The organism is Pseudomonas sp. FP453 (assembly GCF_030687495.1).
Classification (GTDB): domain Bacteria; phylum Pseudomonadota; class Gammaproteobacteria; order Pseudomonadales; family Pseudomonadaceae; genus Aquipseudomonas.
Map to the genome: position 1 here is coordinate 1,258,267 of NZ_CP117435.1, position 24,648 is coordinate 1,282,914.

11 protein-coding genes are annotated in these 24,648 nt (G+C 63.3%); 2 read left to right on the plus strand and 9 right to left on the minus strand.

All coding sequences use genetic code 11. The features are described from left to right. Positions 1-84: 84 nt before the first annotated feature. Complete coding sequence (locus tag PSH87_RS05640; protein ID WP_305432846.1) at positions 85-4,638, plus strand: hypothetical protein; 4,554 nt, start codon at positions 85-87, stop codon at positions 4,636-4,638. On the opposite strand, the gene PSH87_RS05645 is transcribed toward PSH87_RS05640, so the two are convergent. Next, on the minus strand, positions 4,618-7,701 hold the full coding sequence (locus tag PSH87_RS05645) for a transglycosylase domain-containing protein (RefSeq protein WP_305432847.1): 3,084 nt from the start codon (positions 7,699-7,701) through the stop codon (positions 4,618-4,620). The two genes, PSH87_RS05640 and PSH87_RS05645, sit on opposite strands and share 21 nt — an antisense overlap. Positions 7,702-7,774: 73 nt before the next feature. Beyond that, entirely contained in the window at positions 7,775-12,646 is a 4,872-nt protein-coding gene (locus tag PSH87_RS05650) for a hypothetical protein (protein ID WP_305432848.1), read from the minus strand. A 361-nt stretch (positions 12,647-13,007) separates the two neighbouring features. Between PSH87_RS05650 and PSH87_RS05655 the strand changes: the two genes are divergently transcribed. Continuing rightward, positions 13,008-14,426, plus strand: a complete 1,419-nt coding sequence (locus PSH87_RS05655; protein WP_305432849.1) for an amino acid permease — start codon at positions 13,008-13,010, stop codon at positions 14,424-14,426. Here the strand turns inward: PSH87_RS05655 and PSH87_RS05660 are convergent. From PSH87_RS05660 to PSH87_RS05690, 7 genes are all read right to left on the minus strand, one after another. Next, a complete protein-coding gene (locus PSH87_RS05660) occupies positions 14,414-19,753 on the minus strand; it encodes an NEL-type E3 ubiquitin ligase domain-containing protein (RefSeq protein WP_305432850.1) in 5,340 nt (1,779 codons plus the stop codon). The two genes, PSH87_RS05655 and PSH87_RS05660, sit on opposite strands and share 13 nt — an antisense overlap. An 85-nt stretch (positions 19,754-19,838) precedes the next feature. After that, positions 19,839-20,006, minus strand: a complete 168-nt coding sequence (locus tag PSH87_RS05665) for a hypothetical protein (protein ID WP_305432851.1) — start codon at positions 20,004-20,006, stop codon at positions 19,839-19,841. Next, the gene (locus PSH87_RS05670; protein ID WP_305432852.1) at positions 19,960-20,958 is read right to left on the minus strand and encodes a dermonecrotic toxin domain-containing protein; all 999 of its coding nucleotides are present in this window, start codon (positions 20,956-20,958) and stop codon (positions 19,960-19,962) included. Before PSH87_RS05670 ends, PSH87_RS05665 begins: the two co-directional genes overlap by 47 nt. 69 nt (positions 20,959-21,027) lie before the next feature. Beyond that, the gene (locus PSH87_RS05675; RefSeq protein WP_305432853.1) at positions 21,028-22,140 is read right to left on the minus strand and encodes an OpgC family protein; all 1,113 of its coding nucleotides are present in this window, start codon (positions 22,138-22,140) and stop codon (positions 21,028-21,030) included. A 124-nt stretch (positions 22,141-22,264) separates the two neighbouring features. Continuing rightward, positions 22,265-22,561 carry a cupin domain-containing protein gene (locus tag PSH87_RS05680; protein ID WP_017738496.1) on the minus strand — a complete coding sequence of 99 codons (297 nt, stop codon included), beginning with the start codon at positions 22,559-22,561 and terminating at the stop codon, positions 22,265-22,267. Positions 22,562-22,625: 64 nt separating this feature from the next. Further along, a complete protein-coding gene (locus tag PSH87_RS05685; RefSeq protein ID WP_305432854.1) occupies positions 22,626-22,910 on the minus strand; it encodes a putative quinol monooxygenase in 285 nt (94 codons plus the stop codon). A gap of 11 nt (positions 22,911-22,921) precedes the next feature. After that, positions 22,922-24,541 carry an FMN-binding glutamate synthase family protein gene (locus PSH87_RS05690; RefSeq protein WP_017738498.1) on the minus strand — a complete coding sequence of 540 codons (1,620 nt, stop codon included), beginning with the start codon at positions 24,539-24,541 and terminating at the stop codon, positions 22,922-22,924. Positions 24,542-24,648 lie beyond the last annotated feature (107 nt).

A 24,648-nucleotide genomic window follows, 5' to 3' on the forward strand; every position in this document is an offset into this window, starting at 1 on the left:
CGGCCTGCGGGGTATTTGTCTAGTGCGGGGCAGGGGCGGCCGCACGCTAGGGTGGGCCTTTGAACTTCACCGAGAATTGTGTTGATGACCGCCACTGACACCCGCCCGATTTCCTTGCGCCAAGGCCATATTGACGAAATTCGCAGCGTGTTTGCTGACCCGCCCTCCCTTGCCACGGTGGCTGCTGACAGCGCCCAGGCGTACCTGGATGTGCATTTCGCCGAAGGCAAGTACAACGCCGGGCATCTTGAAATTGCCGGGCCGAGCGGGCCTTTCCGTTCGGTCACCGCGTGGGTTCTGGAACGCCTCGCCGCCGGGCGGCCGACCTTGCTGGTGGAGCAGTATCATCGGGCGGCAACACGGGTGCGCGAGGTCTATGTGCCGAGCAACCTCAGCCTGGCGCAGGTGGAGGTGCTCATCAACCGCTGCGGCAGCGAGCTGCTGGGGTTGTACGCGCGGCGTCTGCAAGCCTGGTGGCGTGAAGCGCTGCCGGTGAACATGACGCGCTGGGGCTACCTGTCCGATGAACTGCTGGAACTGCTTTACGACACCCCCCGGCCACCCGGCATGAACGCGCAACAGTTTGCCGTGGTGCTCCCCAAGTCGCTGTTTTACCCACGCCGCCCCAATCGTCTGTGGAGCGCCCACGGGCCGGCACTGCGGGTGCAGACGGTGCATGTGCGCACCGGCGCCGCTACGCAGATGTTGCCGTTGCTGCTGTTCAGCCAACCGTCCGGCCCGGGCGTGGTGCTGTTCAGTGCGGCCAGTGGCGTGCAGGTGCTGGACGACCTCGGCGCAGTCCAAGCGTTGTTGCCGGCCCATGCCAGCCCGTTGCTGGCGCCCTTGACCGGCGAATGGTTCGCGCTGGATGCCCAGGGCGATCCCTTCGATGCCTTGGCCGCCAGTTATTTGCAGCGCCAGTTGCAGGAAATCGCCAGCCTCGATCTCAGGGTGCCGCGCAGCCTCGAGGACTATCAGCAGCTGCTGGCGATCATCACCGACAGCCGCCGTTGGTTCGAACCCAACCTCAGCGCCCGCCAGCAATACCTGCGTGACCACCTGCCGCCCTGGCTGGCCCATGCCGACAGTGACGCGTGCATCGACTACGCGCAGTTGCTCCAGGCCCTGGTGCTGGACCGCCAGCAGCACGGCTACCAGCACTTTCTGGACGGCATCCCCACCTTGCGCAGCTATGCCGACGGGCGCCTGACCACCTGCCTGGGCAAAGAGCCCCGCGCGGCGAACCTTCATCCTGCCGATATCGAGTTGACCTTCGACCGGGTGATCGCCGCCGCAGTGCCGGTGCCCGGCGGCTTCATCGCCGGTGAAGTGCACACGCAGACCCTCAGCCTGACCGACCTGGCCCTGGAAAACCTCGCCGGTCATGGCTACACCGCCAAGTCGATTCGTCTCAAGGGCGCCACGGCCCCGGCCTGGCTGACGTATGCGCTGCTCAAGGCCTGCGTGAGCGCGGCGGATGTCGGCCAGGCCTACCCGGCGATGCTGAAAAAACACCTGATCGATGATCGCGCGGACGCCACTCGCCGTTGTCGGCGTTTCAGCCAGCAATTGCGCATTCAATTGCCGATGCAGGCGCTGGAGTGGCAGATCAAGGGCGAGCATGGCATGACCCGTGAGGGTTTTCGTCGGCTGCGGGCGGCCCTGCGCGCCAGCGCCACGGAGCGTAAGGTCGATGGCCGGGCGATGGCGTTGTGGCCGTTGGCGCTCAAGGCGACGGCGACCGCCACCGCAGACCGGGTGGCCAATATGTTCGTCATCGGCCCGCAGGAGGGCGAGGATGGTTGCCACGTGCTCTATCGCCCGCTGTACGAGCCGTCGTTACAGGCGTTCACCTCATTGACCGGGTTGTTTGATGCGATCAAGCAACCCGGCGCGCTGCAGGACAGCGTATTGACCTGGATCGACGCGCGGCGCCAGGCGGTGTACGCCAACAATGGTTTTCACGAGCCCCATGTGCGGCATTTTCTGCCGGGGGACGAGTTCACCACGTACCAGAAACCCGCGCCTGCGCAGTTGAGCAAGACCGTCTCTAGCCTCGACCCGGCGCACCAATTGTTCAGCGCCATGGCCGAGGCGCTGGTGACGCTGGCGGACCGGCAATCGGTGTCCAACGCCGAGCAACGCTGGGCCAGCCTCAAACAGATCGGCTGGTTGGTGTTTGGCACCCTGCAACCGTTGCTGTCCGGGCCATTGATGCTGGTGGGCTGGCTGGTGCAGTTGCTGGACACTGCCGAGCAGGATATCGCCGCGCTGCAAAGCACTGACCTGCAGGCCCGCAACATCGCATTGATGGACATGCTGGCCAACCTGATGGTGGTGCTCGCGCACCAGGCCGCGCCCCATGATGTGCGTCGGCATGTGGCCCTTGAACACCCGGTCTTTGCGCCCTTGGCCGAGGCGGACACCGCCCCCGTTGCGCCGGTGCTCAGGCTGCCTCCTGTCGGTTTCACGGCGCCCGCCAGCTGGGCCAATGCGCGTAATGCGCTGACCCCGGCGTTGCTGGCGCGGCTGCAGGCGATGAGCGTCAAGACCTTTGCCGAACCCTGGCCAAAAACGCTGCCCGGCGCGGAAAAAAGCGGGCCGTGGCAAGGCTTGCTGCGTGACGCACAAAAGACCCCGACGCAATGGGATGCGCTGGTGCGTGGGCATCAATACCGTGTGCGGGTTGAAGGCGGGCGGGTGCGGGTGACCAGCGCCGACGGCAATCGCCTTGGCCCCTGGCTCAAAGCCGTCGCCCCGGGGGTGTGGGAGGTGGATCTGCAATTGCGCCTCAGCGGCGGGGCCGATGGCGCCGCGCAAGCGCCGGCCGACCCCCAGGTGCTGGAGGCGCAGTACCGCCAAGCCATCACCGCGAGCGGGCGCGCCCAGCGAGCCATGGAAATCGCCCGGCACCTCGCCGAGCAACCTGCGCAAACGATTGATGATGCGCAACGCACACGTGTCCTGGCCAGCTACTGCACGGCGCTGGAAAGCAAGATCGAGCATGTGCGCAACGAGGTGCAATTGTTGCGGCGCTTGCGCGAGCTGGCACCGCGGCCGCGCTATGAGCAAGAACTGAGCGAGCTGCTGTATTCGACGCTGCTCACCCTGCAAATATTGGATGGCCAATTGCGCGTCCGGGTGCAGCAAGCCAGCACCCGGCTGTTGCCCTTGCTGAGTCGTGGCGAGGAGGCCTACGCCGAACTGAACCGGGGCATGCGCGAGCTGACGGCCAGTTACGAAAGCGTGATTCACTGGCGCATCGTGGAGGAACGCTGCTTTGATGAACTGCGGCAAGTCCCCAGGTTCGGACGGCGCAAGGCCGACCTGGCCGCGGAGACAATCCCGGCGCGTCCCTCGATCCTTGATCTGCAGTCCCTGCAATTGGGCACCCTGGCCGGATTGGCCATCGATGTGCCCGGCTCGGTGTATGAGCCCGAGTTGCTGGACAGCCTCAAGCACACCTTCGAACGCGCCCGCTGGGCGACACGCTCCCTGGCCGAATTGCCCCAACTGCAAGCCAGCGATGCCGAGCAGATCGAATTGCTCGACAGCATAGACCACGTGTTGGCGCAGACCGACGACCGCATCAACCTCTGGCGCGCGACCGAGCCGGAGCGGTTCGACGCCGAGTCCCTGGGCAAGCTGCAAGCGTTGCTCACCACCCTGCGCGAACAGGTGGAACGCGATCTGAGCGCGCTGCTGGAGCCCCTATCACCCGACGTGCCCACGCAGCCGACGCCCACCGTTGCGGTCGCCCGCCGCAAGAAAATCATCCGTACGCGCAACCGCGACCTGGTGGTGGTCGGTACCGACGCCGCCGGCAGCCACACGGCGCAATTGACCGACGCGAGCGGAAGTGTGATCGGTACCTTCACCGAGGCGGACGACGGCGTATGGGAGCAACAACCCGCCACCTCCACCCGGCGTTCCGACCCCGAGTTGGGGAGTTTGTTGAAACGCGCCGAGACCTTGTTGCAGGACGTTGAAGGCGATATCACCAAGGTCGAGGCAACGACTTCGCGGGCTCAAGATCCGGCTTCCCTGCAACACTTGCTGGAGGCCCAGGCGCAGCGGCGCTTGTGGGTGGCGGACGCGATCCAGAAGAAATTGCGCAGCCTGGAACATGCCCGCTTGGCGGCGTTGCAACAGGCCAAGGCGCGCAGTCTCGAAACCCGATTGCGGGCGGCCGTGGTGCGGTTGAAGGAGGCCGGGTTAACTGCGCGAATCCGCGCAACCCTCGCGAAAAAAAACCAGCCGCTGACTCAAGACGAAGTGGCGTTCCTCGACCAACACCATGAAGTCATGATTGTCCGCCGTGGCCCGCGTTCCCCGCTTAAAGGGCCGCCCCCGGAATACTTGCAGGAGTACGCGGTCAACAATGCGCGCACGGGCGAGACCCTCGCGTTTGCCCATTTCCACTATAAAAAGAAAGCTGACCTCGATGACCACTTCTCCGCTGCTCACCTCAAGACCGTCGAGCAGGCGCGCATGGGCCGCCAGGCCCAGGCCCAGGTCGAAGCCCAGGCGTTTTCCCGCATGCGCAGCGGTCAGAGTGGGCGGGTGCCGACCCTGCAGGTGCACCGTGCAGAGATCCAATTGCAGCTGGCACGCAGGCTATTTTTCAGTGTCGATTGAAGCCAGTGGCGCACACAGGGTATGGCTGCCCGGTTGCAGGTACGGCAACAAAATCGGCGCCATGCCCTTGAGCACCTGCACGGGCAACGCCGAGGTAAAGGTGAACTGCTGCGCCGTGCGCCCCGGCACGTAGGCGGTGAGTGTGCCGAAGTGCTGCTCGCCCAGATAGAACACAAAGGTCGCGGTGCGGTTCAGCGATTTGGAACTGATTACTCGCCCACCCGCGCCGATCGCCTCGATACGGTTATCGCCGGTGCCGGTCTTGCCGCCCATGGCCAGCGGCGTGCCGTCGGCCAGTTTGAAACTGCCGGCCACGCGTTTGGCCGTGCCGGCGTCCACCACTTGGGACAGCGCGCCGCGCAAGGCCTGGGCGACTTCTATCGGCAGCACGCGCTTGCCGGGGGCCGGGTCATTGACCATGCGGGTGTCATAGGGCGTGTCGGCGGCAAAGTGCAAGCTGTCGATACGCAGCACTTTGCCGCGCACGCCATCGTTGAGGATGATCCCCATCAACTCGGCCAAGGCGGCCGGCCGGTCGCCGGAGCTGCCAATCGCGGTGGCCAGGGACGGCACCAGGTGATCGAAGGGGTACCCCACGGCCTGCCAGCGCTGATGAATATCCAGGAACGCTTCGATCTCCAGCATGGTGCGGATGCGGCTGTCGCGGGCGCTCTGATGGCGGCTCTTGAACAGCCAGCTATACACCTCCTGGCGCTCGAACCGGCTGGCCTTGACCACCTCGCTGAAGGTCGCCTCGGGGTGGTTGAGCAGGTAGCCGAGCAACCACAGGTCCAGCGGGTGAACCTTGGCGATATAGCCTTGGTCGGGCAGGTCGTAGGCGCCGGGGCGATAGCTTTGGTACAGCCGTTCGAGACGCTCGTCGCTGAGTTTTTCGTTGACCAGGTGCGAGCGCACAAAACGGTTGAAGCTGTCCTGGCTGGCCTCGGGCAGCAGGTAGCGGTGGATGGCGGCGAGGCGGATGGGCGTGGGGCGCAGGCTGTCGAGGAAGGTGTCGAGCCGGGCCTGGGTGTCCTTCTTCTGGTACTTCTTCCAGAACTTTTGCAGGAAGGCCGTGCCTTCGCGGTCGGCAAATTGCGCCAGGTATTCCTGGCGGCGCGGGTCGTTGTCGTCCTTGAGCAGTTGCGCGCTGTTGTTGGCGCCGGCGTAGGTGGTGTAGCGCACCACGTCGCGCATCAGGCGGATGAACGGCAGGTTGATCGACTCGCGCAGGGCATCGCGCAGGGTGGGGTTGCGAGCGTTGTCCTGGCTGCGGAAATTATGAAAATGATGCAGGCCGCCGCCGGTGAAAAAGCTTTCGCCGGGGCTGGCGGAGTACGTGCGGTCCAGTGCCGCGTCGAGCATCTTGGCCAGGCTTTTGTCCGGGCTTTGCAGCAGGTAGTCCACGGCCCAGCGGCTCAGGCGGTCCTGGGGGTCGAACTGGAGGTTTTTCAACGCTGCCGGGGCCTGTGCGGCGTACTGCCCATGCAGTTCGGCGATGATTTGCAGGTAGGTGGTGAGCACCCGCAGCTTGGCGGTGGAGCCCAGTTCCAGCTTGCTGCCTTCGTTGATGTCGAAGGGTTGGTCGGTGTTGTCGGTTTGCACCCGCACCCGGGCGCCGTCGGGGGTGAGTTCGAACAGGGTGAAGCTGTAGCGCACCTGGGGCGTGCTGGCCGGGGTCAGCAGGCGTTCGCCGAGCAGGCCGGTCTGGCGCGCGAACTCGGGGTCGGCCAGTTGCTTGAGGTAGGCGGTGACGTCCTGTTGCAACGGGCCTTGCAGGGTTGAAGTGGCGGACAGGTCCAGGCGATCAAGGTCGTACAGCGGGCGTTGGAGCAAGGTGGCCAGGCGGCTGCGGGCGACGCTGATGCCTTTGTTGGTGTCGATCGGTTGCACGGTGGGTTGCAACTGCCAGTCGCGGTAGGTGACCTGCGCCGCCAACGCCGCCGTGAGCAGGGCGGAATCAATCACGCCGTTTTGCGCCAGCAGGCGCAAATGACTGTCGGTGAGTTGCGCCAGTTCTTCGCGGCCTCGGGCCAGGTAATGGGAGGGCCGGCGCTGGGCGATGATCAGCGCCAGCACCTGGCGCAGGGCCAAGGCCTTGGGGGCAAGGTCCGGGCCCAGCAGTGCCTGGTTCACCTGATTGAAGTCGGCGCCGAACCATACCCGCAAACCCTCGGCCATGCCGTGTACTTCGCCGTGGCCGGGCACGGCGGACAGCGGCACGCTGTTGAGGTAGTCGCGCACGATGGTTTGCCGCGCCACCAACGTGTCCGGCCCGGCTTGATAGGCGCGCACACCGGCAGAAAACATCTGCCGCAGTTTTTCGCCGCCGGACAGCGTCAGGCCGTCCGGGGAGTGGCGGTATTTTTCCAGCTGGGTCGCCAAGGTGCTGCCGCCTGCGCTCTGGCCGGGCAGGTGGAGGATTTTCGCAAGTTGCGACCAGGCCGCCTTGGCGAAGCGTGGCCAGTCTACCGCCGGGTTGGCCTGGGGCTGGGCGGGGTCGAGCAGGTCGCGGTTTTCGATGAACAGCAAACTGTCCACCACCAGCGGCGGGATCGTGGCGAAGCGGGCATAGAGTTGCTGCGGGTAGGTGTATTGATACAGCGGCTGCGCGCGGCAGTCGGTGATCGACAGGCCAGCCTGGCTCTTTTCCGCGTAGGGTACGAACAGGCCTTTGGCGGTGTAGTCCATCAACGCCGGAGAGAACCGTGCCTGGGCTTCAACCACGTAACCGCGCTTGAGCAGCCGTGTGAGGAAACCCTCCAGGTCGCTGTAGCCCAGGCGCCGGTCAAACGGCCCGGCACCGGGGTAGACCATGGTATCGCTGGGGCCGGGTTGCACGCGGTAGGTGAGGTCGTTGGCCAGGCGGCTCAAGTGTTCGGCTTGCAGGCGCGAGGTGCGCACTTCCTTGGCGGCGGCAAAGCCGAGGGCAATCAACGCCATCAGCACTACCAGCCAGATCAGGCGGCGGGTGTAGCGGTGTTTTTTCGCGGGCAACGGCGCCGGGGTCTCAGTGCTGCGCTGTTGCGCAGCCTTGTTCGAGTCGGTTTGCCACAGTGCGCCCATAGTCGATTGATCCCTGCACGCAGATTGATCGGACTTGGTTGAAGCTTAGACGATGGCAGCCATCGCGTAGTCCTCAAGGGTTTGGCTGTTTGTCGCTGTTCTTCAGTTGTGCGATCCATACCGGGTCATTGGCGAGGGTCCAACGAGGCAACCCGGCGACGTAGAACCGCACATGGATATCTTGCAGTCCCCATATGTTCATCTGGACTTCCAGTTCGGCCAGGTACTGGGCGGCAGGACACGTGATTGAGGCCCATGGGTCGCTGACCCACACGTCCTGCCACCCGGCTTCGCTGAAGTTGCGCGTTTGCATGACCCCTGCCGGCGGCGTACCTACGATGACGAAGGCATGGGCGGGTGGCCACGTGCTCCAGACGCGTGCGGTGCCGCCATTGGTGCGGATCGACTCGCAGGCGATATGGGCCATCTGGTCGCAATTGCCGGCACCGGTCTTGAGGATGATTTCGGAGTAATCAGGGTGCCCGATTTTGCTGTACTCCCACATAACGATGGGCTCGGCCACCCTAAGCCGGCGTAGTTCAGCGGTTTCTATGCCAGCGCTGTTAGCCCGGCCGATGAGGGTGGTATCCACTATGCGCTGAAGGCTGGCGTTAGCCTGTTCGGCCATATAGCGATTGATTTGCTCTGCAGTGGGGGCGCCCAGTGCGGGCGGCCTGGGCGGCCAGACTTCCAGCTGGATCGGCTGGTTGACGACATTGACATCCAATCGCCGCCCTTGATCGGAGGCGTTGAGTAGCAACTCGCGTTGTTTCATCACGCTTAAGCGACTGGCTTGGGAGCGCAGGCGCGCCAAGCGGGCCGGCGTGAAACCGCGTTGGGTGAGTTGGCGGTAGAGGGTTTCCAGGGTGGGCAGCGCCACCAGCGGTTGGTCTGGCAACATGCCGCCGGCGCTGAAGTGTTGATTGCGCCAGCTGCAGAACGCTTGGATCAGCGCCTGATCATCACCGCCCAGGCTGAAATCCAGTTGCTGCATTTGCAGCGTATCGGGCCCTAGCGGGGTGGCCACAGTTTTGTAGAACAGCCCCACGTCGGCTTCGACTACCCACCAGTCAGCAGTCGGCAAGGATAGGGTGGCTGCCCGGAGTGTACGGCTGTCGTCGACGCCGTCAAAAATGCTCTCGAGGCGCACAACTTGGCTCTGGTGGTTGAGGAGGTTGTCCAGTTCATCGCCGGGCAGGCCGAATTGTGGTTCGCCGTCGATGCGCCGGGCGCGCACTTGCGGCTTGTAGATCAAGGCCTCTTGAGTGGGTAGGGGGGTGAGTTTGAACCTACCGAAGTCTGCATCGACCTCATGTACATGGCGGTGCCAGACCAGTTTGCGTTTGGCGCCTGCGACCACGGGCCCGGGCGTCAGGCGGATATGGTCCAGTGCTTGAACCCGGCGTTTGTGAATCGAGCCTCGGAACGGATAAAGCCGCTTGCTGAAACACACGGTGGGCACTGGACTGCGTTTGGTCCGGCCTGCGGCGCAAGTCAGCTCAAACCTATCGCTGAGATGGACGTGGGCCGGTGATGCAATATCGTCCAGATGCCCCGGGTTTTGCGGGTTCCAGCGCCACACACGGTGCGGCTCCAGCAGGTCGGTGGCATCGGTGCGCTGGATGATCAGCGGTGGCGTTTCAAACAACGGCTCCACCACCCGCGCCAGGTAACCGTCGGCCCGGTGTACTGGGTTGATCACCAGGGCTGAGTCCAGGCGCAAGCCATCCAACGTCGGGCCATAGGGGCGGCCGCTGAAGGGGTCGAAGCCGTGCCAGCCAGCATCGCGATGGACCGCCAGTAACGGGGTAGCCCCCTCGGCGTGGATCAATTGGGCGCTGCCGACATCTGCGCGGTTGACCAAGCGGCGGTAGTCGATCCCGGCGCCCTGGACGAGCCGGCGGCGCGCATGCCCCAGCGCTTCATCGATCAGGTGCAGGCCAGCACGTTTCAAGCGCACCCAGCCGTAGACGCCCAGGCGTAATACGAACGGCAGGCTCTCGAGCGGGTTGAGCGTGGCATTCAAATAGAGCGCGCTCAGCTTGCTCAGTTGCAATAGCTTGCGGGTCACCGGCAGGGTTCTTCGCAAGGCGGCTGCCGCGCGGGAGGCGAAGACCTGGGTTGGCACAAACACCCCCAGTACATCAAAAAAACAGCTCCACGCACCGTCGATCATCTGTCGGGTATCTCCGGAAGCCAGGCCCCGGGCGCATGCCCAGAATGGGATCAAGTTCAGCAACACGTCTGCCAGGCTGTCGTAGACGCGTCGTTGATCCTCCAGGCTGTTTGAGCTGCGAGCGCTGGTGAGCAGGGCATCGACATCCAGGAAGAAATGTTGGTCGGTGATTGCGCGTGCTATCGCCAGGCAGCGTGGCGAGTCGAAATGGAGGAGCTCATCGCTGGAGGCAGGGATGTCGAACGGCAACGGGTCGGTGATCACGCTGGCCCATTGGTCCACTTTAGGCGGCGAGCCTTGAGCATAGGCGGACCAATCGATGGCCAATCGGCTGCCGGTAAACAGCTGGCTGCGCGGGTGAGTGCTGGTGGGACTGCCGGTGGCGACCGACAGCGGCCATCCTCCCGCTTGCAATGACGATGGCAGGCGAGGATTTTTACGCACTTGGTTGAACAACGGGAACAGCTCGAAATAAGTCACCACAGTGTGGTGCTCACAGCGCAGCAACACGCCGTAGCGCCCGGTTCGGGCTGCCTTGTGCGCAGGTGATTCCTGGTCCAGCGGCACTTGGGCAGGTAGGCGAAGTACCCACAGTTGCAGCGCACCCAATTGCAGTGACTGACGGTCGGCCAGCGGTAGCTGTGCCAGCAGGTATTGGATGGCGTGGGTGTATGCGCTTTTCAGGCGTGCCACGTGGGCGTCGGCGGCGTGGTCGAACACGGTGTTGATCGTTTTCAAGTACTTGAAGCGCGGTTTGAGCGCGTCAAGATCAAGCTGCGGATCAGTTGAGTGCCATTTTGGGCTGATGGGTTGAAGGTCGCCACTCATGTGCAGGTCCAATAGGCTCTGCGGTCTTGACGTTGAGCGACGAAAGGGGGGCGCGTTGCCTGGCGTCTTGACCCAGCGCAGGCAGGCTTTTTCCAGCAGCGAGTGGTTGGGGAAGATTGTTTGCAGGTCCGCCCGGGCGATGGCTCGCCGGGTGATCAGGGGCGTGACCAGCTGCTTGCTTGCCGCTCTGAGCGCCTGCACGCGCAGTTCCAGTTGCTGTTTCAGCGTTTGGAGGGCATCAAGGTTGTGGTCGGCACCTGGGGGCAACTGGCCCTGAGCGAGACCCCAGTCGATCAGGCTGGAGGTTGCGCAGTGTTCACGCCATGGGCGTTCAGCGGCGGGCCCTGGGTGTGTGGCCAAGGTCATGATGTCGATAAAGGTCAGTTGTCTTGTCGAGCCGGCGGCCAGGGATTCGGCTTGTAGTACGCCCTGCTTGAAAATCATCCAGGCGTAGGAGCTCATGAAGTACAGCGAGTCGGGGATGTCCCGCACCAGGCATTCAGGCGCTACGCCTGCCAACAGCAGATGGGCGACCAGGGCGGCGGTCTGGGCGGTGGCGATGCCTTGGTCGATCAGGTGCAACTCGATTGCCAGGCGCAGCTCGGCATAGTTGCAACCCCAGAACGCAGGGTGATTGAGGTCGAGCCCGGCCACCCGGTAGCGCGTCTCACCGGCCAAGGGGTCGAGGCTGAGGATCAATGCGCCGAGTACCAGGGCATCACGGCTGGCGCGATTGGTCGGCTCGCCAGGCGCGTGGCCGTACCAGCCTACGGCGCGGATCAGGCGGTCGGCCAAGCGCTGTGCGGCAGGGCTGTTGAGCAAGCGATGCAAGCATTCATCGGGATCGGCTGACGGTGGTGTCCCCAGTAATACGGTGAGTAAACCGGCGCAGGTATCGGCTAAAAATGCCGCGACCACGGCTTTGACGTCGGTGCGCTGTTGCACCGATAACGTCAGCGCACCCGGTTTGGGCAGGCCCAGGGTTGCCCAGTAGTTGCCCCAGCGAGGCGTCGGGTGAGCCTTGGCGGGGCTGTCGTAGTGCAGCAGCGCCAGCTCGGAACTGGCGAAGTCACATCCGGCGGGCACCGCCAGCGTCTCGATGCGTTGCAGTTGCTCGATCACATCCCAGGCTTCGTCGCGGGTTGCGGGCAGCGGCAGTGAATGCAGCTTGAGCAATTGCGCCAGGGTGAAGCGGGCGTCCTTGTAGATGACGGTCTGCATGTGTGTGCCGATTTCTACGAGGCTATCGAATTGGGCCTCGGTCGGCAAAGTCGACAATTGTGCGTGACTGATCTCGTTACGCCCGCCGCTGAGGGTGCCTTCAACGGGATCGAACGCATAGAGGTCAGCGTCCGGTGCGAGGGCGAGAAGATCCGGATGTTCCGTCAATGATTGCACAAGGGCGGCGCCGCGGTTCATTGCATCGGCCCAGTATGAACCGGAGGATAGCCAACAGCGGGTGCGATACAGGGCGAACAGGGTGAAGGTTTCCTCGTCCAGGTCCAGGCGACTGACCAGCGCCCGCAATTCACGGGACAGGGTTTGCAGGTCCTGGTGCAATGCTTCGAAGGCATTCTGGAGCGGCGCGAATCCGGGGCTGTCGGCAAAGCCCTGGCGCTTGCCCAAAGCGTCGATCAATACGCCGCGTTGGGCAGGTGTCTGGGCGTAGGGGTAGCCGTAGAAGCGCAGGATCTGCCGTGCGCTCATCCGTGCCGGTGTTGCGTAGGCAAGTGCCAGGCCATGGGCGTCGGGGTCGATGATCCAGGCCAGCGCCTGTTTTTGCCATGGCTGATCGGCGGCCTTGGCGTAGCGTTGCAACCAGCTCTCCAAGGTGCTGTGTGCGGCCACCTCCAGCGTGGTGTCGGGCAGGCCTGCGCGCAAGTCGTCGATGAGGCTCGCGATCATTTGCCGGTCGGCTACCTGGCGTTGTTGAGTGTTCATCCGTGAGGTCCTGATGGGAAACCACCATCCTGCGCGATGGTGTGGCTGCCTTCATCACGCGCTTTCTGGGGGGGCCGTGGGAGCCCTCTGTTTCGCCTGAAAGGCTTGATCCAGAGCCTTCTCATGAGGGGCAAGACATGGCGAAGTTTCCCCCAGCATGCAATACTCGGCGCTGTTAAAAATAGGGTTTTTACGGTAATCGCAGGTTAGATGTTCCTGTTTTAGAGCGTTTTTGCAGGTGCTTCCACTCAATAGGGTGGCTTTTATAGTGAAAGACTCTAAGCCGAGCTTTTTATACTGCACGCCCCGCCGAGCCAGCCCCTCGGCGGACACTCCAATAACAAAATGAGGTTGTACCCCTATGCCAGTCGGCAACCCACTGCCCCACGGCGAGACCGCTCAAGGCGGCCCGCTCAAACGCGAACTTGGTGAACGGCACATCCGCCTGATGGCGCTCGGCGCCTGCATCGGTGTCGGCCTGTTCCTCGGTTCGGCCAAGGCCATCGAGATGGCCGGCCCGGCGATCATGCTGTCGTACATCATTGGCGGCCTGGCGATCCTGGTCATCATGCGCGCCCTCGGCGAAATGGCGGTGCACAACCCCGTCGCCGGTTCGTTCAGCCGTTATGCCCAGGACTATCTCGGCCCGTTGGCGGGTTTTCTCACTGGCTGGAACTACTGGTTCCTGTGGCTGGTGACCTGCGTCGCGGAGATCACTGCCGTGGCCGTGTACATGGGCGTGTGGTTCCCCGATACGCCGCGCTGGATCTGGGCCCTGGCGGCGCTGATGAGCATGGGCACGATCAACCTTATCGCCGTGAAAGCCTTTGGTGAATTCGAATTCTGGTTCGCGCTGATAAAGATCGTCACCATCATTGCGATGGTCATCGGCGGTGTCGGCATCATTGCCTTCGGCTTTGGCAACGACGGCGTGGCGCTGGGTATTTCCAACCTGTGGAGCCACGGCGGCTTCATGCCCAATGGCGTGCAGGGCGTGCTGATGTCCTTGCAGATGGTGATGTTTGCCTACCTGGGTGTGGAGATGATCGGCCTCACCGCCGGTGAAGCGAAGAACCCGCAGAAGACCATCCCGAGTGCCATCGGCTCGGTGTTCTGGCGCATCCTGCTGTTCTACGTCGGCGCACTGTTCGTGATCCTGTCGATCTACCCGTGGAATGAAATCGGCACCCAGGGCAGCCCGTTCGTGATGACCTTCGAGCGCCTGGGTATCAAGACTGCCGCCGGTATCATCAACTTCGTGGTGATCACCGCCGCGCTGTCGTCGTGCAACGGCGGCATCTTCAGCACCGGGCGCATGCTCTACAGCCTGGCGCAGAACGGCCAGGCCCCGGCCACGTTCGGTACCACGTCGAGCAATGGCGTGCCGCGCAAGGCCTTGTTGCTGTCGATCTTTGCCTTGCTGCTGGGCGTGCTGCTCAACTACCTGGTGCCGGACCAGGTGTTTGTGTGGGTAACCTCCATCGCCACCTTCGGCGCGATCTGGACCTGGCTGATGATCCTGCTGGCCCAGCTCAAGTTCCGCAAAGGCTTGAGCCCGGCCGAGCAGGCGGGGCTCAAGTACCGCATGTGGCTGTACCCGGTCAGTTCCTATATGGCCCTGGCGTTCCTGGTGCTGGTGGTAGGCCTGATGGCGTACTTCCCGGACACCCGCGTGGCGCTGTACGTAGGGCCGGCGTTCCTGGTGCTGCTGACGGTGCTGTTCTACGTGTTCAAGTTGCAGCCCAACAACGCCAGCGCTGTTGCGCCTCAATCGGTCTGACTGGACTCGACCCGTTGCGCCCCGCTTTGGGCCGCACGGGTCAACTGGCTGATAAGGCGGTTGAGCTCGGCTTCCTTGACTTCCTTGATTGACTGGCGCCGCTCCTGATAGTCCATGGACATCGTGTCAGGCACTTCCTGTTTCAGGGCTTCGAGCTTGTAGCGGGCGGTTTCTTCGATGGTGGTAAAGGGTTCCGGGACATGCCGCGCCAGGTACTGGACCCAGAATTCTTCCGTCAGCAAGGCGTTTTCCAAGGCGCTGGTTTTCCCCACTTCGCGCAGTTTTTTACGCGCTCTTTCCAGGTCTTCCGGCAGCACGTGGTCGCCTGGCGAGTAGCGGCGATTTTCCTTCAGGATGGGCAGTTTGAACTCCTCCGCCAATTCAAGCCGAAAGAACAGCTTGACCTCAACATCGTCCGGCTCGGGCGCTGGCGGTCGGTGGCTGCCATGCAGCGATTGCAGATGGTCCTCGGCAAATTGGTCCAGGTTGCGCAAATAGAACAGACCTTCGGCCAATGCCAGCAACTCCCGGTTCGCCTGGTTGGAGCTGGGTTGCGCCATGGCCTGATGTTGCTTGTGCCGCAACTCCATATCGATAAACGTCAGGAGGGCACCGTCGCCGCAGGTGCCGGATACGTAGGTGTTGAGAAAGATGCTTTGGCGCAGCTCATAGGATTCGGCCATGGCCTGCAGCAGGCGCCAGACCCGGGCGATCAGGGCCGGTCGGCGATCCAGCTTGTTCACGTAGTCGTCCGCTTGGGTCAAGTCCCGCAGGACCCGAAACGTGTCATCAGGGCTGGCGCTGCCTGGGGCATTGTCATGCTCCAGTTGATCCCACAAGGTTCTTCGTTGTGCATGTTCGGCCGCCGGAACCCCGTCCAGCCATTTGTCCACGGGGCTCGGTTCGGGCGCTACATGGTGGATGCCGGGTATGGCCCCCCCCAACGGCTGTGCGGTGCGCGTCCGATGCTCGTTCAGACGTTGCAGGGCGTCGGCGCTCAAGGGGTTGTCATGCAGGAACGTGCCCTGGTTGGCCGGTCGCATCTGCGGGTCGGTGAAGAGCACGGCGGGAATCGTGGCGATGTTGTTTTCTTGCAGCCGCAGGTCCCGCAACTGGGTCAGGCGCTCCGCCCCGATGGGCCATTGGCTGATGCCGGTGCGATGCAGGTCGAGGCTGTGCAGGCGCGCCATGCCAGAGACATCCGGGCTCAGGCCCAGCGGGTTGTGGCTCAGGTCCAACCTTTCCAGTTGGGTCATCGCGGCCAGCTGTTGCTGCGATTGCGTGGTCAGCACGATGCTGTTGTGGCTCAGGTCCAGGATCTCGAGGTGCGTCATCTGCGTGACGCTGCTGGGTAACTGCGTCAAGCCGCAGTCCAGGTGGAGTTTCTTGAGGTTGGGGAATTGGCTCAGGAAGGCGTTGCCGCTGGGGGGGAACGCACTGCCTGCGATCTTCAGGTATTCAATGTGTTCGAAGCCTTTGATCGCGGGCATGAAGTCGATGTTTGGCAGGTTGTTGCCGTCCAGTCGCAACTCCAGGCCGTGGGCATGCAGCAGGCCAGGATGATATTCCAGTGACTCCTGGCGCCAGGCTTTGAGGATCTGCGCAGTCATGGCAATGCGCAGGTTGGGGTTCATCCAGCCTAGGAGTTCATGGTCGCCGGGGTAGTCGGCGGCCGCCCAGCGATGGAGCTCAAGTTCCAATGCCTGGTATTCCATTTTTCGCCGCTCCAGTTCCTGCAACACCTGGGGTTCGCTGAGCCGCAGGTTGCGTGTCAGGTCGAGCGCGTCGTCCCTGGACATCCTGGGGTAAACCTCGCGGACTTTGCTGACCATGTCCACCGAGAACAGCAAGCTCAGCGGCCACCAGTTGCGCAAGGTGAACGGATAGGCCGTGAACGAGCTGTTGACGGGCATGGGCGGCTGCAGCCAATACGGGATATGCGGCAGGCCGAGCAGGTCCTTGATCGCGACGCGCTGGTTGAGTGCCAGTTCAGCAATGGCATTGCGCAGGGGCGCGAGTTCGCCGCTGTCGTCCAGCCCGAGGGCCTTGCGCTGGGTATCGCTCAATACGCGCCAGACGGCGGTGAGCAGATCGGTAGAGGTGTTGAGCGGGTCACTTATCAACTGGCCTTCGGCGTCATACGCCTGATAACGCGCGTCCAACCGCGCCAGTCTCTTGCGCTCGCTGCCGGCCAAGTACCCGGCACTCTCGAGCAACGGCCCGGTGGCGCTGCCCTGGTGAATGTCCAGGCGGGCATCGGTGGGCCAGCCGGGCAGCAGCTTGAGCACATGCAAGATGATTTTTTCGCTGTCGGGGTTGGCGACGGTGGACAGGTACAACCCCTCGAACGCCCGGTTTAGGCGCACGTCATTGGCGGTCAGTTTTGCCTGTTCGCCCAGGCGCAGGGGGACCCAGTCCTTCTCGCTCAGTTGCTTGATTTCATGGGGGGTCGCATGGTCGATCAGGGCCTGGATGGCGCTGGCGGGCAGCTGCGGGAAATGCGCGTGCAGGCGCGCGTGCAGGCGGTTGCCGTTGCGTTCGCCCTGGGCGTACAGCGCGTCGAACAGTTGGCTGCGTTCGCGGTAGGCGTGCTCGGCGATTTTTTTTGCCAGCTTGAACAGGCGTTCTTCCTGGCTTTGCGGCAGCTCACCGAGCAGGGCGCGGCTCAGGTCATCGTTGCGCACCAGATGGGCCAGGGGTTCCTGGCTGCGGCTCTGGGTGTCGGACAGGCGGATTTTTTGCGCCGCGCCGGCGTTCGCAGCCGGGTAATGGGCAAGCGTGCGTCCGGCCTCATCATGCAGTTCCAGCACATGGCTGGCGGGCCATTGCGGCAGCGCGCAGACCAGCAGCAGTTGCAAGGAGGGCTTGGCGCTACGGGTGGCCGAATAGGTGGTCATCGCCTTGATGAAATGCAGGATTTTGCGCTCGATACCAAAGCGCTTGCTGCTGTCTTTCAACAACGGCGGCGGGGGCAGGCCGGCGCAGTGCACTTCACGCAAGGCGCGGGGCGGTGTGCCGGTGACCTTGAGCAGGCGCGCGGCGGTGGGCTGATCGACGCTGAAGTCTTCAGTCCCCAGGCGCGATACCAGGTGATAGTCGTCCCAGGTCAGCGGGTTTTCGCTTTCCAGGCGCCAGGCGCCATGGCGGTTGTGCTTGAGGCGTGGGGTATCGACGCCGACTTTCTGCGGGTGCTTGAGCCGCCACACACGCCGCTGTTGGTCGAAGGTGACCGGGTAGAACGAGCCGTACAGTGGCATCAACTGTTCGCCGTTGTAGTCATACAGCCCTTCGGGGTTGGGGCGCAGGTCGGTGGGCAACACCAGCTTTTTCTCGTATTGCGCGAGCGAATAGTCGAGCAGGCTGACCAGGCCGGCAGGGCTTCGGCGTTCGCTCATCAGGTCGCCCAGGGTGTTGCGCAGGCCCTGGGCATCGGTGGCGGAACTCATGCCTAGCCGGCTGCGCTCGTGGGGTTGCAGCACCGAGCCGATGGCGAGGTAGAAACTGTCCACGGCCGGCGACACCGGGATCGGCCCGGCGTTGCGCATGTCGTAGGCTTCGTAGCGGCCGTCGCCGTAGTGCAGCAGTTCGACGGTGGTGTCTTCGGGGCCGGTGTTTTTGTAACGGTCCTTGGGGGCGCCTCCGGCCATTTCGGTGATTACCAGGGGGCGCTTGCAACGCTCCAGCAGCAGGCTGGCGGCAAACTCTCGGGCCCATAGGTCGGTGTCCGGATTGAACGTGCGAGGGTGGTACAGGCCGTCGATCACAGCATCAATGCGCAACGCAGTGCGGTGTTGTTCCAGGTGTTCGCGTACGTTGCCCGGCAACTTGCCGTCCTTGAGGTAGGTGCTTTGCTGCGTTGCGCTCAGGGGCGTTATTACGAGCAATTGTTTAAGGTTGGGCGGACTCAAGGGGGGGAATTGTGCTTGCAGTTTGCTCAGCAGCGCAGTGACCTCCACGCCCGTGCCTGCATTTTTGATCGGTACAAACGGGCGCGCCGCATCCCCAGCCGGCACCTGGTGCCGCGCATGGCTTGCGTAGTGGGTCATGGCCGTGAACAGTGCGGTGCGCTTTTGGCCGGCCAGGGCACCGATCTGCACGCGTAGCCGCGCAATGCGCTGGGCCTCGGTGAGGTTCGGGCTGCCTTCCTTGCCCAGGGTCGAAGTGGCGGGTTGCTGGCGGATAATCGACTCGAACAGGGACTCTTGGGTGGCGACGTCGGTGTCGGGTGCGTCGAGGGCCAGGTAGGTGCCGTCGTCCCTGCGCCTGAGGTTGATGGCCAGCGTGGCCGTTTCATTGGCCGCATGGCTTTCAACCAGGTGGCCGTGCTGGTCGCGCACGTGGATCACGGCGTCAGCGGGCCATGTCGGCAGTTGCGTCAACAGGGCGAACAGGGCGCTGCCGGCATGGGCGGGCAGGTTGCCGCGATGGTGGAAGCCTGAGCTCAGTTGTTCAATCACCCGATCAATCTGCACGCGCCGGACGGCTTCGATCAGATTGACCGGCGGCGGTTCGCCCGCCCAGATCGCGTCCAGTGTGGCGCGGGACACGGCGGTGCTGCGCAGCAGGTTGCGCAGGTGTGCCGGGGGCACCGCGGCCTCGCCGTTGGGTAGCATCTGCTCGATCAACTGGTAGTCCGAGAGTTGGCCAGCGCCGTGCAGGTCGAGGACCCAGGCTTGCCGCTTCGGGTCGAACGTGATCGGCGCGGCGAAGCCATTGCCGTTGCCGTTGCGCCGCTTGAGCACAAAGCCTTGGGTCTTGGGGTCGGTGCTCACGTGTGCCACGTATTGTCGATCCCCCTGTTGCACGCGCACGTAGTGATGGCCGTTTATCAGGTAGAGGCCCTGGGCATTGGCCATCTGGCCGTCAAGCAGGCGTTGGTCGGCGACCGCGTAGGGGGTGATGTCGGGTTTCCACAGCGCCTGCGTGCCGTCGCTGTGGGTGACCTTGCGCGGGCCGCCCATGCGCTGCATCAGGCCTTCGATGCGCTGGCGATGGACGCGCCCGGCGGTGGAGATCAACAGGCCGTTCACGGCCAGGTCCGCGACGTCGGCCATGGCGGCGGCAAAGTCACTGGCCTGGCCCTTGGCGGCTTCGTTGACGCCGACGATCAGGCTGTAGGTCAGGTTGCCAAACACCACGACCTGCATCACCCGGTTCAAGCCGCTGACCCCACCCGGTACCGGGGTTATCAGCAGTTCCATGAGTTCACTGGCAATCGCTGCCGCGCCGTCGATTACCGCCTGCAGGTCGCGCGCCGAGCGCTGGGTGGCGAGGGTGGCGAGGTTGGCCTGGTAATGCTGGGTGTGGCGATAGGTAAGGGCCTGCACCAGGGTCAATGGACGGCTGGGCTTGGGGTCGTTGACGAATCGCAGGTGGTCCAGGGTCTGTTCTGGAAATACGCTGTGGAATGAATCATAGAAGAAACCCCGCCACCGGGCTCAGGCCCTCAGGCCGTGGTTCGTCACGCAGCAGCTCAGTGAACAGGTTGATCTCGGTGACCGGCAGTTGTCGCGCGAACCAGCCCAGGTCGCCGTCACGGTGGCTGGCCTTGATGTCGTCGAGAAACGCCGCGCCGGCCACCTTGGCATCCGTGTGATAGCGCAAGGCGCCACCGGGACGGAACGGGAAATAGGACACCACCCCTAGGCTTCCCACCTTTGATTAGCAACAGGGGCAACGGGATGCTCGTGCCCGACAGGGCAAAGGGCACCGCCGGCAGGATGGTTTTATCGAGGTCCATGCTCAGGGTCTCGAAGGGCAGTGCCGTGCCGCTGCCATCGATCGCCGCGACCAGCTTGTCGTACAGGGGTTGCGTCAGGCCCGTAGTGGCGCGGTCGCGATACGCCTCCAGCGCTTCGAACAGCAGGTGGGTGCGCGCACTGGTCTCGATCAAGCCGTGCAGTTTGCCGCCGGGGCCCAGGGCGCTGGACAGCCTGGCTTGCAGTTGGCCGCCCAGGTCCAATTCGCGGCTGATGGCGATGAATTGGCTGACGCTCAGCCGCTTTTCACTGACGCCGGTCAGGTACGACGCATCGACATACCGGTGCCCCGAGGCCTGGGGTGTACCGGTGGCGAAGTCGAAGTTCAGGCAGGCCGCGTCCCAAAGCGACAGGCTTGAAACATGGGTGCGGTACTTCCATTCGTCCACGTCACGGCGAAAACGTGCACCTTGGGCCAAGCCGCCGAGGGTGCTTTTGCGCGGTTCCCAGGGCAGGGGCGGTTCAAGCTTTTCCAGGTAGCGGGTGTGCAGCGTGATGGCGTGGGGGTCGAGGCCGCCGAGTTTGTTGCGCAGTTGCGCCACGCCGATGTCTTTGAAGTCTTTGATCAGCCGGGTGTTTTCCGCGTCCACTGCCTTGAATGCGTCGTGGGCGGCACGTTGCAGCCTGAGGTATTCGAGCCGTTGTGCGGACGTCAGCGGGCTCATCGATTGCGCCATTATCTGGCGCAGCAGTGCCAGGGCCTGTTGCTGGCCCCAGGATTCGCTGGACTGCAAGTGGCCGGACAAGCCGTTGGCAAAGGGGTGGTTGGGCATCGAGTGCTTCCTTTCAGAATAAAATCGGGAAAAGAATGGAAGCACTCGCTTTCGCGTGGTGGGCGCTAGCTATGTAGTGCGTTGGCTCAGGCGCTTGTTCAACTCCAGCCAGGCGCCCAGCGCCGCCATCAGGACAACCCCGATCAGCGCAGTCAGCAGTTGTATCAGCAGCGCATCGCCGGCCATGGCGTTGAGCATGTCGGCCAACGGTGCAAGCAGCACCCCGAGGCAGAAGATCTCCAGCGAGAACCGTCCCATGCGGCACACCTGCGCAGCCACCGGGTTTTGCGTCCAGCCTGCGGTGGGCAGCAGCTTGGCGGTGACGTAGGCCAGGGCGAGGAAGTGCAACAGGCGCACGGGCGACAGGTCGGTCTTGCTGATGGGGTAGATCAGGTCGCTGATCGATGCCGGCATCAGCGCGTCATGGATCTCGGGCCAGCGCCACGCCACCGTAATCAGGCCGGTGACCACGACGTACAGCGCCGCCGCGACAAACAGCGACTGGCGCAACAAGGGTTGGCTCTGGACCGGCTTGGCCTGCCCGCTGCGAATCGCCGCCGCGCCGCCCAGTACAAACAGCAACTGCCAGGTCACCGGGTTGAAGTACCACACGCCGTCCTCGATTGCCCGCAGGTTCCAGCCCATCCACGGCGCCAGCAGATACACCGTCAGCGACACCGCCACCACTGCCATGGGCCAGCGCAGCATCAGCGGCAACGCCAGCGCCAGGCTGGCGAGCAAGACGATGTACAGCGGCAACGGGTCCATCAGGTTGGGCTTGAAGCGCAGCAGCAACTCATCGAGCAGGGCCTGTTGCGGATGGGTGATGAAGTGGGTCATGCCCATCTCTTGCACCAGGTCGCGGGTCTCCACATGGCTGTTGGCGAAAAACACGATGCCCATCAGCATCGCCAGCAAGAAGATGTGCACCACGTACAGCACCCAGGTGCGGCGCAGGATTTTCAGGCAGGCCATCCAGTAGCCTTCGCGTTGCAGGACTTTGCCATAGGCCATTACCGAGGCGAAGCCGGCGAGGAACACGAAGACTTCCGCCGCGTCACTGAAACCGAGGTTACGCAGGGTGATCTGGCCGAGGGGGTTGTGGGGGACGTGATCCCAGAAAATGAAGATCAACGCCAGGCCCCGAAAAAAATCGATGCGCGGGTCGCGTCCGTTCAGCATGGCAGCGGGCTCTTGTACAGAATTTTGAGTAATGACGGGCAGGTGCGAGGGCGCCTCCCGTCGGGCGGGCGCAGGTTGGCGGTATTTGTAAGCAATTGCAAAGGTTGGGTATTACTGAATGTCTCTAGACATCAATGATCACCAGGGTGCCTTGGCTGCCAGCGAGGACCCCATGGGCAACGCCGGCTTCGACGAGGTACATCTGGCCGGCCTCGACGCGGATGGCCTGGCCGGCGATGCTCAAGAGCAGATGGCCGCTGGTCACCAGCAATCCTTCGTTGTAGTCGTGGGTTTCTTCTTCATAGGGCTGCGCATCCATGCGCAACACCTTGATCTGCGCCGGGCCGACCTGGCCCAGTCGCGTGGATTTCCAGGTGCCGGGCAGGTGTCCGGCAATGGCAGCGAAGTCGAGTAACGGCATGTGAATGTCCTTGTTTCAGCGATGCCGTCGGTGGTCCGGTTCAGCAGGGGAAAAGTGGTTGGGTCTAGAACGCATCCATTAACAGCACGGTGCACGGCTTGGCCTGATAGGCATTGATCTGCGGCACCAGGCGGGTGAAGTGTTCGGTCTGGCAATGGGTGTCGAGGGCTGCCTGGTCGGGCCATTGCTCGATGAAGACAAAGTGCCCGGGGTCTTTTTGATCAATGAACAGATCGTAGGCGATGCACAGCGGCTCCTGGCGGGTTTTTTCCACCAGTTCGGCGTACCACGGGCGTACGGTTTCCACGTGTTCGGGTTTGATGAAATCTTCGGCGATGACCTTCAACACAGTGCGGCTCCTTAAGCGGCAACGACTTCATGGGGTTCAAAACTGTCGGCGCGGGCCATCTGCCACATGCGCGAATAGAACTCGCCGTTCACCTCGCCGGTCAGCAATTCGCCGGGCTTGAGGAACACATGCAACTGCGAGAACAGCTTGATCTCGGTCGCCGACATGCGCCGCACCAGGTGCTTGGCCGACAGCTGCGACGGGTGATCGAGGCCCGCGGCGGCGAGCATTTCGGCCAAGGCCTTGAGGGTGTTGCGGTGGAAGTTGAACACCCGCTGGGCCTTGTCCGGCACCACCAGTGCGCGCTGGCGCAGTGGGTCCTGGGTAGCTACACCGGTCGGGCATTTGTTGGTGTGGCAACTCTGGGACTGGATGCAGCCGATGGCGAACATAAAGCCGCGGGCCGAGTTGGCCCAGTCGGCGCCGATGGCCAAGACGCTGGCGATATCGAACGCACTGACAATCTTGCCGCTGGCGCCGAGCTTGATCTTGTCGCGCAGGTTCAGGCCCACCAGGGTGTTGTGCACAAACAGCAGGCCTTCACGCAGCGGTACGCCGATATGGTCGGTGAACTCCACCGGGGCGGCGCCGGTGCCGCCTTCCTTGCCGTCCACCACGATAAAGTCCGGGAGGATGCCGGTTTCGAGCATGGCCTTGGCGATGCCCATGAACTCCCACGGATGGCCCAGGCAGAACTTGAAGCCCACCGGCTTGCCGCCGGACAGTTCGCGCAGTTGGGCGATGAACTGCATCAGTTCGATCGGCGTGGAGAACGCGCTGTGGCGCGACGGCGAGATGCAGTCTTCGCCCATCAGGATGCCGCGGGTCTCGGCGATTTCCTGGGTGACCTTGTGCTTGGGCAGGATGCCGCCGTGGCCCGGCTTGGCGCCCTGGCTCATCTTGATTTCGATCATGCGCACTTGCGGGTTCTGCGCCTGCACGGCGAAGCGCTCCGGGTCGAAACGGCCGTCGCTGGTGCGGCAGCCGAAGTAGCCGCTGCCCAGTTCCCAGGTCAGGTCGCCGCCGTGTTCACGGTGATAGGGGCTGATGCTGCCTTCCCCGGTGTCGTGGGCGAAGTTGCCGAGCTTGGCACCCTGGTTGAGTGCGCGGATCGCGTTGGCGCTCAGGGAACCGAAACTCATCGCCGAAATATTGAACACCGACGCCGAATACGGCTGCTTGCACTGCGGGCCGCCGACGATCACGCGAAACGCGTTGGGATCGCTCAACGGCGCGGGGCGCATGGAGTGGCCGATAAATTCGAAGCCCGATTGGTACACGTCGATCAGCGTGCCGAACGGCTTGTCGGCGGATTCGTTCTTGGCCCGCGAATACACCAGCGAGCGTTGGGCGCGGGAGAAGGGCAGGGCGTCGCTGTCGGATTCCAGCAGGTACTGGCGGATCTCCGGGCGGATGGCTTCCACCAGGTAACGGATATTGCCCAGGATCGGGTAGTTGCGGCGCACTGCGTGGGGGCTTTGCAACAGGTCGAAGATGCCGATCAGGCTGAGAATCCCGGTGACCACGGTGATCGGCCACAGCCATTCATGCTGGATAAACGGAAGGCTGGCGAGGGTGAAAATGACGCACACGGCAAAGAAGGCGTAACGGCTTAGCAAAGACAGGCTCATACGGTTTCCTTGGGTTCGGACTCTTGAGGTCGATCCGCCATTCTGCGCCAGTAAGGAAACCACAGACAACCTAAGGGATTATTCTGCATAGAATCCGCGGGTCTATT

What these genes read in the sequence shown, in the direction of transcription:
- PSH87_RS05645 (WP_305432847.1), bottom strand. Translation starts at nt 7,701, where the DNA reads ATGGGCGCACTGTGGCAAACCGACTCGAACAAGGCTGCGCAACAGCGC.
- PSH87_RS05640 (WP_305432846.1), top strand. Translation starts at nt 85, where the DNA reads ATGACCGCCACTGACACCCGCCCGATTTCCTTGCGCCAAGGCCATATT.
- PSH87_RS05650 (WP_305432848.1), bottom strand. Translation starts at nt 12,646, where the DNA reads ATGAACACTCAACAACGCCAGGTAGCCGACCGGCAAATGATCGCGAGC.
- PSH87_RS05655 (WP_305432849.1), top strand. Translation starts at nt 13,008, where the DNA reads ATGCCAGTCGGCAACCCACTGCCCCACGGCGAGACCGCTCAAGGCGGC.
- PSH87_RS05680 (WP_017738496.1), bottom strand. Translation starts at nt 22,561, where the DNA reads ATGCCGTTACTCGACTTCGCTGCCATTGCCGGACACCTGCCCGGCACC.
- PSH87_RS05690 (WP_017738498.1), bottom strand. Translation starts at nt 24,541, where the DNA reads ATGAGCCTGTCTTTGCTAAGCCGTTACGCCTTCTTTGCCGTGTGCGTC.
- PSH87_RS05675 (WP_305432853.1), bottom strand. Translation starts at nt 22,140, where the DNA reads ATGCTGAACGGACGCGACCCGCGCATCGATTTTTTTCGGGGCCTGGCG.
- PSH87_RS05670 (WP_305432852.1), bottom strand. Translation starts at nt 20,958, where the DNA reads ATGCCCAACCACCCCTTTGCCAACGGCTTGTCCGGCCACTTGCAGTCC.